This is a genomic window from Novosphingobium aerophilum, from assembly GCF_014230305.1.
In the GTDB taxonomy this organism is placed as follows: domain Bacteria; phylum Pseudomonadota; class Alphaproteobacteria; order Sphingomonadales; family Sphingomonadaceae; genus Novosphingobium; species Novosphingobium aerophilum.
Genome location: NZ_JACLAU010000002.1, coordinates 261,364 through 270,055, shown reverse-complemented (window position 1 = coordinate 270,055; position 8,692 = coordinate 261,364). Strand labels below are relative to the sequence as shown.

Below are 8,692 nucleotides of genomic sequence, written 5' to 3'. Positions count from 1 at the left end.
GCAACTGATTGATCAGGCTCCTGCGCTCGGCCACCAGGCGAGACCGCACTCGGTGGAGCGTCTGGATGTCCAACTGCTCCTGGGTCTTGAGTTCGACGAAGCGCATCGTCGGGCGCGAGGCTGCCTCAGCGATCCCCTCGGCATCACGATCATCGTTCTTCTGCGCTTTGATGTACGGGCGCACGTACTCGGGAGACATCAGTCTGATCTCGTGTCCCTGCGCGGCGAAAACGCGCCCGAGGTTATGGGCACCGCAACACGCTTCCATCGCCACCACGCACGCGGGAAGCTTGGCTACGTAGTCGATCAGCGTCTGGCGGCGCATCGACCTGCGCACGACGACAGCACCTGCCGCATCGACGCCGACCACGCTGCAGGCATTCTTGCCCAAATCAATGCCAAGGATCACAATAGACATCGGTCCGCTCCTTTCCTCTTCAAGCACCGGCATCATATCCGATGCCGGGGAAAAGGGGCGGGCCATCCCATAAAGACCCCGCCCGAAGGCGGGGTTTGAAGTCCAAGGGAGGGGCAACGCAATCGCATTGCAGGTCCCGGTCTAGCGGCCCGAGGTTAGTATGGCCTGAACGGCGCCTAAGGGTTTTGTTCAGGTAGCCGCAGGGTCGAGCGCGGCCAGCACCTCATAGGCCAGGACCGCCCCGGCGACCGCCGCGTTGAGGCTGTCGGCGCGGCCCTTCATCGGCATGGTGACGCGAAGGTCGCAGGCCATTTCATAGTCTTCGGGCAGGCCGCGCGATTCGTTGCCGACCATGACGAAGCATGGGGCGGCATAGGGCGCGCCGCGATAGGGCCGGGCCTCGCGCAGGCTGGCGGCGACAAGCTGGCCGGGGCCACCCCGCAGCCAGGCGTGGAATTCGTCCCAGCGCGCCTGGACCACCTGCTGGGTGAAGATCGCGCCCATCGACGCGCGCACCGCCTCGACCGAGAAGGGATCGGCACAATCGTCCAGCAGGATCAGGCCGCCCGCACCCACCGCATCGCCGGTGCGCAGCATGGTCCCCAGATTGCCCGGGTCGCGCAGCGCCTGGGCCACCAGCCAGATCGGCGCGCGGCTGCGGTCCAGCGCGGCGAGGCCGGTGTCGAACTCGGCGAAGACCCCGGCCACGGCCTGCGGATTGTCCTTGCCGGTGATCTTGGCGAGGATCTCGGCCTCGGTCTCGATCACGCTGCCCCCGGCTGCGACCACCGCCGCTTCGAGCGCGCTGAGCAGCGGATGCTCGTCGCGGCCCAGGGCCATGACGAGCATTTCGGGCAGACGGCCGCTTTCGCGCGCATCGGTCAGCAGGCGCAGTCCCTCGGCCAGGAACTTGCCCTCGCGCTTGCGATGCTTTTTGTCGCGCAGCGAGCGCAGCAGCTTGACCGTGGGATTGGAAAAGCCGGTGATGGTGCGGCGCGGGTTCAGGGCATGGGGGGGCAAGCGGCGGGTCTCCGGTGGGGCAGGGGGGACTCAGTCCTCGCCGAACCCGTCCTTCACCAGCCCAACCAGCCGGGGCAGGATCAGCTCGGCCTCGGCCCCCTCGACCGTGATCTCGATCGAATCCCCCTTGGCCGCGCCCAGCATCATCAGGCCCAGGATCGATCCGCCATTGGCCTCGGTCCCGTCCTTGGTGACGGTGACGGCAATGCCATCGGGCAGCTTGGCCACGGCATTGACGAACTTGGCGCTGGCCCGGGCGTGAAGCCCCCGCTGGTTGACAATCTCGACAGTCTCGCTGGCCACCCTGGCAATCCCCTCGCTTGCCGCCGTTCCGGTTCCCCGTCAGTCGTCCTGACCAAGGAACTCCGAGGCGATCGTGATATAGTTGCGCCCGGCCTCGCGCGCTGCGATCACCGCCGCGCCCACCGCCATGTTCTTGCGCGCTCCGGCCAGGCGGATCAGCATCGGCAGGTTGATCCCGGCGATCACTTCGACCTTGCCCGCCTGCATCAGGGAAATGGCCAGGTTGGACGGCGTGCCCCCGAACAGGTCGGTCAACACGATCACGCCGGCGCCGCTGTTCACCGCCTTGATCGCATCGGCAATCTCGCGCCGGCGGCGTTCCATGTCGTCGTTCGGGCCGATGCAGACCGTGGCGACTGCATCCTGCCGCCCGACCACATGCTCCATGGCATGGACGAACTCCTCGGCAAGCTTGCCGTGTGTGACGAGGATCAGCCCGATCATGAAGAGAATGCGCTCCGACGTTGTGCGACCCGCCGGGGCACCCGGCCTGCGTTCCCGGACCTCACGCCGCTCCGCCTTCGACCAGGTCGGCGGCGCGTGAGCCGAGGTTGCGGTGCAGCAATGTGGGCGAAAACCCGGCATCGCGCAAGACTTGGGCCATCTGCTCGGCCACGAAGACGGAACGGTGGCGCCCGCCGGTGCAGCCGAAGGCGACATGGACATAGGCCTTGCCCTGGGCCTGGTAGCGGGGAAGCAGCAGCAGGATCAGGTCGCGGATGCGGGCGAAGGCCTCGGCAAAGGCGGGATCGCGGCTGACATAGTCGCCCACGGCGGCGTCCCGCCCGGTCAGCGGACGCAGCGCCGGATCCCAGTGCGGGTTGTCCAGAAATCGCATGTCGAACACCAGGTCGGCCACCGGCGGCATCCCCCGCGAGAACCCGAAGCTGGACACCGTTACCGTCAACTGCTGGTCGGCGAGGGTGGCAAAGCGTTCGCGCACGACCTGCTGGAGCTGGTTGGAGGTGAACGGCGTGGTGACGATGACGATATCGGCCCAGCGCCGCAGTGGCTCGAGCAGTTCGCGCTCGGCCGCGATCCCGGCGCTGGCGGGCAGGTCGCTGGCCAGCGGGTGGCGCCGGCGGGTCTCGTTATAGCGCCGCTCCAGCTCCTGGCCCGAACAGTCGAGAAACAGCGTGGTCACTTCCAGATCGGTCCGGTCGGACAGGGTCTTCACCTGCTCGATGATCCGGTTGGGATCGAACCCCCGGGTCCGCGAATCGAAGCCGATGGCCAGCGGGGGGCGCGCTTCGGCGCTCTTGCGGCCGGACGGGCCGACCAGTTGGCCCAGCAGGCGCATGGGGAAATTGTCGATCGTTTCCCACCCCAGGTCTTCCAGGACCTTGAGCACGGTGGTCTTGCCCGCGCCCAGCAGGCCGGTGACGAGCAGGACGCGCTGGCGGGAATCAGGGGCGGCTTCGGCGGTCATCGTCGGGTCGGTTTGAGCGCGCGGCGGTTGAATGTAAACCTGTGCAGCCTGCGGAGAGCGGCGGATCGGCCCGCTCCAGCTCCATAAAGCCTCAGGTTCCGTAAAGCGCCAGGGCCGCCTCGGCCCGCAGGGGCAGCACGGGGCTGTCCGGCCAGAGCCGGACCAGCGGAAGTCGCACACCCGCAAGCGTGGTCGATTCGGGCGCGTCGATGAAGCGCGGAGCCTCCGGGTCGAGCCGGATCACCAGGGCCACGAGGCAGGTGGCACGGGGCTCGTGCCGGACCAGCCCGACATTGCGGACTTCGAGCAGACCCGCGGTGGCCGGGGCCGGGGCGGCCGCGAGGTGCCCGCCGGCAGCGGTCAGGGCCACGCCATCGTCGCCCACCAGCTCGGCGCCGCGATCGATCAGGGCGAGCGCCAGGCTTGATTTGCCGCTGCCCGGTTCGCCCTCGATCAGCAGGCCGCGGCCGCCGATCGCCACGCAGGTGGCCTGGTGAAGCATCACGTCGCCTCCGGCAGATCGATCACCAGCCGCGCCCCGCTCTGCCCGTCGGGCCGGTCGGCCGCAGTCAGGGTGCCATCGTGCGCGGTGACGATGGTGCGGGCGATGGCCAGGCCCAGCCCGCTGTGGCTGCCGAAGTCCTCGCTGTCGGGGCGCAGCGAGTGGAACCGTTCGAACACCTTGTCGCGCGATTCGGCCGGGATGCCGGGCCCATCGTCGGTCACGCAGACCTTGACCCGTCCTCCGCCCACGGAGATGGCGATCTCGATCCGGCCCTCGGGCGGAGAGAACGAGACGGCATTGTCGATCAGGTTGAGCAGCACCCGTTCGAGCCGTGCCGGATCGCCCATCACCCAGCAGCGGGGCCGACCGTGCACCAGCGCGATGGCGACATTGCCGTCGGTGCCGCGCTCGCTGCGGCTGCGCACGATGGCCGTGGTCAGCTTGACCAGATCGACCCGCTCGAACGCGGTGCGGGTCAGCTCGGCATCGATCCGGCTGGCATCGGCAATCTCGGTGACCAGCCGGTCGATCCGCCGCACGTCGTGCGCGGCGATTCGGGTCAGCTCGCGCCGCAGCTCGGGATCGTCGACCTTGCCCAGCGTCTCGATCGCGCTGCGCAGCGAGGCGAGGGGGTTCTTGATCTCGTGCGAGACATCGGCGGCGAAGCTTTCCACGGCGTCGATCCGCTGGCGCAGCGCGGCGGTCATGTCGGAGACCGCGCGGGCCAGCAGGCCGATCTCGTCGCCGCGTTCGGGCAGCCGCGGCACCACCACCTCGCGTTCGCGCCCCAGCCGGACCCGCACCGCGGCGCGGACCAGCAATTGCAGCGGCTGGACGATAGTGCGGGCCAGGAACAGCGAGAGCTGGATCGAGATGACCAGGGCGATGCCGATCACGATCGCCAGCGTCTGCCGCGCGTAACGCACCTTCTCGACGATGTCGCGGGCGTTGCGGGTGGTCAGCAGGATCTCGTCGCGTTCGCCATAGGGCACGGCCGCGGTGATCACCGGGGTGCGATCCGGGGCGCGGCGCAGGCGGACCGCCACCTCGCCGCTCTCGCGCGCCTCGCGGATTTCGGGCCAGGCGTCGGCGGTGGCGATGGCGGCCTCGACATAGTCCGGCACGGGCGGAGCGCCGACCATGCGGTCCATCGCGTCATCGATCACCCGGGCCGCCTTCATCGGCCAGGGTTCGCCGGCCGGATCGACGAAGGTGAAGCCGGGCTCGTCGGCGATCAGGAAGCTATCGGCCAGTTGGCGCCCCTTGGCGTCATAGAGCCGCAGCCGCAGCATCTGCTCGCTGCCGATCCGCGCCAGCAGGGGCTTGCGCTCGCTGCGCGGGGTTTCGGCCAGGGCGTCGGCAATGATCAGCGCTTCCGACCGGGCCAGCTTGAACCGCTCGGCGATGAGCTGGTTGCGGTAGGAATCGAGGTAGATCACGCTCGCCCCCATCAGCCCGAGCACGATCAGGTTGACCGCCAGGATGCGGGCGGTGAGCGAGAAGCGGCGCGTCCAGAACAGCCGCTCCGGGATGGGCAGGCTTTCGCGCTCAGCTTTCGGCAAAGGAATAGCCCGCCCCGTAGAGCGTCTCGATCCCGGAGAAGTCGGGATCGACCTCGCGGAACTTGCGGCGCAGCCGCTTGATGTGGCTGTCGATCGTCCGGTCGTCGATGAACACGTCGTCGTTGTAGGCCGCGTCCATCAATTGGTTGCGGCTCTTGACCACGCCCGGCCGGCTGGCCAGCGCCTCCAGGATCAGGAACTCGGTCACGGTCAGGCCCACCGGCTTGCCGTCCCAGGTCACCAGATGGCGCGGGGGATCCATCTCGAGCCGGCCGCGGCGCACAATCTGCTGGTCCTCGCCGCCGCCTTGTCCGGCCTCGGCCGTGGCGCGGGCCAGTTCGGTGCGGCGCAGGATGGCGCGGATCCGGGCGACCAGCAGCCGCTGGCTGAACGGCTTGGCGATATAGTCGTCCGCCCCCAGGGCGAGCCCGCGTGCCTCGTCGGGTTCCTCGTCCTTCGAGGTCAGGAAGATCACCGGAAGGCTTGACCGGGCGCGCAGGGCCTCGAGCAGTTCGAACCCGTCCATCCGCGGCATCTTGATGTCGAAGATCGCCAGGTCGGGCGGGTTGTCGAGCAGGGCGCGCAGGGCCGTCTGGCCATCGGTGTAGACCCGCGTCGCGAATCCTTCGGCCTGCAGCGCAATCGAGACCGTGGTCAGGATGTTCCGATCATCGTCGACCAGCGCGATCACCTGCCGGGCGGCAGGCGTCGAGCTGGCGGGATCGGGCGTGGCAGGCATGCGCGGAAGAGCCTTCGCTGTCGCGTTTTTCCGAGGCCACCGGACCTAGCGGAGCGGCGCGCCCGATGCAATTCGCTCCGCCGCGCGGGGTGGCGGGATCGCGTATGGTCCTGAGTCATTGGACGGAAGCCATCCGTCATCCGGCGGGGAAATTAACCCTACGGGTTTGACGCTTGGCAACCCTTGCACTATGCGCGGGCTGACTCGCGCATACCTATGCACATACCTATGCATGCGCCGATCCCGGGCGTCCCGGGGACCGGTCCCGACCACAGGGAGACGACCTTGACTGCTACGCTTTTCCACCCGCTTGACCGCCAGGGCATCTCCACCTCTGCGACCGTCTTCGCGAACCTGGGCACGGCCCCGCTGGTCGAGCACGCGGTGCGCAATGGGGAAGGCGTGCTGTCGAAGGACGGGCCCTTCGTGGTGGCGACCGGCAAGCACACCGGGCGTTCGGCCAAGGACAAGTTCATCGTCCGCGATGCCGAAACGGAAAGCACCGTGTGGTGGGGCAAGACCAACGTTGCGATGACGCCCGAGCACTTCGCCGCGCTCAAGGCCGATTTCCTCGCCGCCCTGGCCGACAAGGATCAGCTCTACGTGGCCGACCTGTTCGGCGGCTCGCAGCCGGAACACCGCGTCAACGTGCGGGTGATCAACGAGTTCGCCTGGCACAACCTGTTCATCCGCACCCTGCTGGTCCGCCCGGGCGCGGCCGAGGTTGCCAGCTTCGTGCCCGAATACACCATCATTGATCTGCCCAGCTTCCGCGCCGATCCCGCGCGCCATGGCTCGCGCAGCGAGACGGTGATCGCGGTCAACTTCTCGGAGAAGCTGATCCTGATCGGCGGCACGGCCTATGCCGGCGAGATGAAGAAGTCGGTCTTCGGCATCCTCAACTACCTGCTGCCGACCAAGGGCGTGATGCCGATGCACTGTTCGGCCAACATCGGTCCGGACGGCAAGACCGCGGTGTTCTTCGGCCTGTCGGGCACGGGCAAGACCACTCTCTCGGCCGATGCCAGCCGTACGCTGATCGGCGATGACGAGCATGGCTGGTCGGACACGGCCGTGTTCAACTTCGAAGGCGGCTGCTACGCCAAGATGATCCGCCTGTCGGCCGAGGCCGAGCCGGAAATCTTCGCCACCACCAAGCGCTTCGGCACCGTGCTGGAGAACGTGGTGATCGATCCCGTCACGCGCGAGATCGACCTGGACGACAACTCGCTGGCCGAAAACAGCCGCGGGTCCTATCCGATCGACTTCATCCCGAACTGTTCGGAAGAGAACCTCGGGCCGGTGCCGGCGAACCTGATCTTCCTGACCGCCGATGCCTATGGTGTGCTGCCGCCGATCGCTCGGCTGACCCCGGATCAGGCCATGTACCACTTCCTGTCGGGCTATACCGCGCGCGTCGCCGGCACCGAAATCGGCGTGACCGAGCCCGAGGCGACCTTCAGCACCTGCTTCGGCGCGCCGTTCATGCCGCGCCATCCCTCGGTCTATGGCAACCTGCTCAAGGAGCGGATCGCCAAGGGCGGGGTCAAGTGCTGGCTGGTCAACACCGGCTGGTCGGGCGGCAAGGCGACGATGGAGGGGATCAAGCGGATGCCGATCAAGGCCACCCGCGCCCTGCTCAACGCCGCGCTGGATGGTTCGCTGAACAGCGCCGATTTCCGCAAGGATCCCAACTTCGGCTTCGAAGTGCCGGTGGCCGTGCCGGGGGTCGACAGCGCGCTGCTCGATCCGCGCGGGGCCTGGGCCGATGCGGCCGAGTACGACAAGACCGCCCAGGACCTGGTGAACAAGTTCATCGACAACTTCGCCCAGTTCGCCGACCATGTCGACGAGGGCGTTCGCGCCGCGGCCCCGGTCGTGGCGGTCGCTGCCTGATATCGGCTTGCCGGAGGGCCGGGCCGCGGACCAGGCGCGGCCCTCCGGTTTCCCACCAGCGCTTGAGCCTGGCCGGTTGCCGGCTGAAGGTTGCCGGGCATTTTACTTGCCCGGCGCTGGCCCTGCGCAGAGGCTGGGCGCGGTTTTCCGGCAACAAGGAATCGTCCCATGAGCCTCCTCGATGGCCTGCTTGGCCAAGTCACCCAGAACGTCGATATCGCCAATCTCGCGGCCAAGGTCGGGATCGATCCGGCCATGGCGGAAAAGGCCGTGGCCGCACTGGGCGCCGCGCACAGCGCGCCCGAGGACACGGTGACCCTGGCCGCGGCCAAGACCGGGCTCGACGCCTCGGTGCTCAGCCAGATCGTCGGGCATATCGGGGGCGAGGGGTCGCTGGGCCAGTTCGCCAGCCTGCTGCAGGGCAACTCGGCGCTGGCGGGCCTGTCGGGGATGCTCGACAAGGACGGCGACGGCAATCCGCTCAACGACGTGGCGAGCCTCGCCAAGGGCCTGTTCGGCAACTGACCTGATCACCTCTGCGGTGCGTCGCAGCGGACCGGCGGTCCCGGGTCCCGACTGTCGGGCCTGGGACGACGATTAAGGGTGGGGGGCTGCCATACTCTCCTCCCCGGCACGGGGAGGGGGACCACCGCAGGTGGTGGAGGGGCACCCTCCTTGGGGCAAGGCCTCTCGTCCAGACAGGGTGCCCCTCCACCATGCTTCGCATGGTCCCCCTCCCCCGTCGGGGGAGGAAACCAACGTCCGCTCCCGGGCGAAAGTTGCCCTTCGCACCCGGCGACCTCGCTCCGGCCGGTGCGCA

General features: G+C 68.2%; 10 protein-coding genes. 2 read left to right on the top strand and 8 right to left on the bottom strand.

The genetic code is table 11. The annotated features are described in order from the left end of the window. From H7F49_RS03505 to H7F49_RS03470, 8 genes are all read right to left on the bottom strand, one after another. A partial coding sequence (locus H7F49_RS03505) for an IS110 family transposase (protein ID WP_185682158.1) occupies nt 1-418 on the bottom strand: 418 nt, incomplete at its 3' end. Between the two features lie 189 nt (nt 419-607). Beyond that, nucleotides 608-1,423 (bottom strand): TrmH family RNA methyltransferase, encoded by an 816-nt coding sequence (locus H7F49_RS03500; RefSeq protein WP_185682188.1) that lies wholly within the window; start codon nt 1,421-1,423, stop codon nt 608-610. A 45-nt stretch (nt 1,424-1,468) separates the two neighbouring features. After that, nucleotides 1,469-1,741 carry an HPr family phosphocarrier protein gene (locus H7F49_RS03495; protein ID WP_185682157.1) on the bottom strand — a complete coding sequence of 91 codons (273 nt, stop codon included), beginning with the start codon at nt 1,739-1,741 and terminating at the stop codon, nt 1,469-1,471. Between the two features lie 39 nt (nt 1,742-1,780). Next, a complete protein-coding gene (locus H7F49_RS03490; RefSeq protein WP_185682156.1) occupies nt 1,781-2,185 on the bottom strand; it encodes a PTS sugar transporter subunit IIA in 405 nt (134 codons plus the stop codon). Nucleotides 2,186-2,246: 61 nt separating this feature from the next. Next, entirely contained in the window at nt 2,247-3,170 is a 924-nt protein-coding gene (gene rapZ, locus H7F49_RS03485) for an RNase adapter RapZ (protein WP_185682155.1), read from the bottom strand. Nucleotides 3,171-3,261: 91 nt separating this feature from the next. Then, the gene (locus H7F49_RS03480) at nt 3,262-3,672 is read right to left on the bottom strand and encodes an HPr kinase/phosphorylase (RefSeq protein ID WP_185682154.1); all 411 of its coding nucleotides are present in this window, start codon (nt 3,670-3,672) and stop codon (nt 3,262-3,264) included. Next, on the bottom strand, nt 3,672-5,243 hold the full coding sequence (locus tag H7F49_RS03475) for an ATP-binding protein (protein WP_407940285.1): 1,572 nt from the start codon (nt 5,241-5,243) through the stop codon (nt 3,672-3,674). The genes H7F49_RS03480 and H7F49_RS03475 overlap by 1 nt, the downstream gene beginning before the upstream one ends. Further along, nucleotides 5,224-5,976: a response regulator transcription factor gene (locus tag H7F49_RS03470; RefSeq protein ID WP_185682153.1), complete on the bottom strand. Its 753-nt coding sequence runs from the start codon at nt 5,974-5,976 to the stop codon at nt 5,224-5,226. The genes H7F49_RS03475 and H7F49_RS03470 overlap by 20 nt, the downstream gene beginning before the upstream one ends. Before the next feature lie 285 nt (nt 5,977-6,261). On the opposite strand from H7F49_RS03470, the gene H7F49_RS03465 reads away from it, so the two are divergent. Together H7F49_RS03465 and H7F49_RS03460 are read left to right on the top strand one after the other, a co-directional pair. Beyond that, nucleotides 6,262-7,872, top strand: coding sequence for a phosphoenolpyruvate carboxykinase (locus tag H7F49_RS03465; RefSeq protein ID WP_185682152.1), 1,611 nt, complete (start codon nt 6,262-6,264; stop codon nt 7,870-7,872). Nucleotides 7,873-8,040: 168 nt separating this feature from the next. Next, complete coding sequence (locus H7F49_RS03460; protein ID WP_185682151.1) at nt 8,041-8,397, top strand: hypothetical protein; 357 nt, start codon at nt 8,041-8,043, stop codon at nt 8,395-8,397. The last annotated feature ends 295 nt before the right edge of the window (nt 8,398-8,692 follow it).

What these genes read in the sequence shown, in the direction of transcription:
- H7F49_RS03490 (WP_185682156.1), bottom strand. Translation starts at nt 2,185, where the DNA reads ATGATCGGGCTGATCCTCGTCACACACGGCAAGCTTGCCGAGGAGTTC.
- rapZ (WP_185682155.1), bottom strand. Translation starts at nt 3,170, where the DNA reads ATGACCGCCGAAGCCGCCCCTGATTCCCGCCAGCGCGTCCTGCTCGTC.
- H7F49_RS03480 (WP_185682154.1), bottom strand. Translation starts at nt 3,672, where the DNA reads ATGCTTCACCAGGCCACCTGCGTGGCGATCGGCGGCCGCGGCCTGCTG.
- H7F49_RS03470 (WP_185682153.1), bottom strand. Translation starts at nt 5,976, where the DNA reads ATGCCTGCCACGCCCGATCCCGCCAGCTCGACGCCTGCCGCCCGGCAG.
- H7F49_RS03460 (WP_185682151.1), top strand. Translation starts at nt 8,041, where the DNA reads ATGAGCCTCCTCGATGGCCTGCTTGGCCAAGTCACCCAGAACGTCGAT.